The organism is Vibrio sp. 10N.261.54.A5 (genome assembly GCF_041471145.1).
Classification (GTDB): domain Bacteria; phylum Pseudomonadota; class Gammaproteobacteria; order Enterobacterales; family Vibrionaceae; genus Vibrio; species Vibrio crassostreae_C.
In genome coordinates, this window is record NZ_JBFRNU010000126.1 from 1 (window position 1) to 982 (window position 982).

At 34.0% G+C, this 982-nt stretch carries 2 protein-coding genes; both read right to left on the minus strand.

Annotation, left to right across the window (positions count from 1 at the left end; genetic code table 11):
• Positions 1-364: hypothetical protein (locus tag AB4329_RS22460; RefSeq protein ID WP_372139330.1), on the minus strand; the 364-nt coding region annotated here is incomplete at its 3' end.
• Position 365: 1 nt separating this feature from the next.
• On the minus strand, positions 366-830 hold the full coding sequence (locus AB4329_RS22465; RefSeq protein ID WP_372139332.1) for a hypothetical protein: 465 nt from the start codon (positions 828-830) through the stop codon (positions 366-368).
• Between the last annotated feature and the right edge of the window lie 152 nt (positions 831-982).

The following is a 982-nucleotide window of genomic DNA, read 5'->3' on the forward strand; positions in this document are numbered from 1 at the left end:
AATTTTTTGCTATCTGTAAAAGTCTTCTTTTTAACTCCAGATCCACTCTGTCCACCATGTGCTCACATCTCATCGCATTGTTCTCGACTTTGTTTAAGATGATCTCAGTCTGCCCTGTGCTCTCATTCTTGTATGCAAAGGCATCGTAAGTAGCGTGTATTGTTTCAACTGGCGCGAAGGAAAGGAACACATTTTGGTTATTATCAATCCTCCAATCATACTTAATTTCTGTCAAATCAATATCATGAAGGGAATCATCCATTAACCACACTTCATCCTCTTCATAGTCAGGGTGAAACGTCATAATGCGTTCTAGTGAATCCAAAGGAGGTTGTTCAGTTCGCTTTCGGCTCTTTTCTTTCATTTTAGTTCCTAGCTAGTGAACGCTGATATATATACTGACGAGAGTCATCAAAATCATGCGCTAGACATATCTTTTCCGTTATATGATCAATTACTTTTTCTTGTAGCGTATTTATATCTTCTTTTAATGCTGTATCTTCGTACTTCAGTGCTCCATAACATGTATCATTTCTTGAAAATCTCTTAACAACCTCAAAAGCAACGTTATCTAAAAGTACTACCCTCGTAAAGACAAAGTACTTAACGAGTTGCCTTCCTTCCGCATTATCAAAGATACTGCCAAAGCTATTGTAGCAAGGCATAGCTTCAAATCTCATTTTGGCAATCAGTTCATTTTTATCCATTTCAAGATATCTCTCACTTAACTCATGTACCTGCTGATTCAAACCACGTCTTATCTCAGTTAACAACTCATTTCTATTTTCTTCGACAACATGGATCGAAAAAGATTTAAAAAAATCATCCATTATATTTCATCTCAAAGTTTAATCATTAATCTTATTATAATTAAAATAGCTTTTAAAAGATATTAACATTGGTATTTACGATAAAAATACAACTAAATATTTCAGGCATAATACATTTTTAATTTCAAAAGACAAATCAGAGAGGGAAGTAT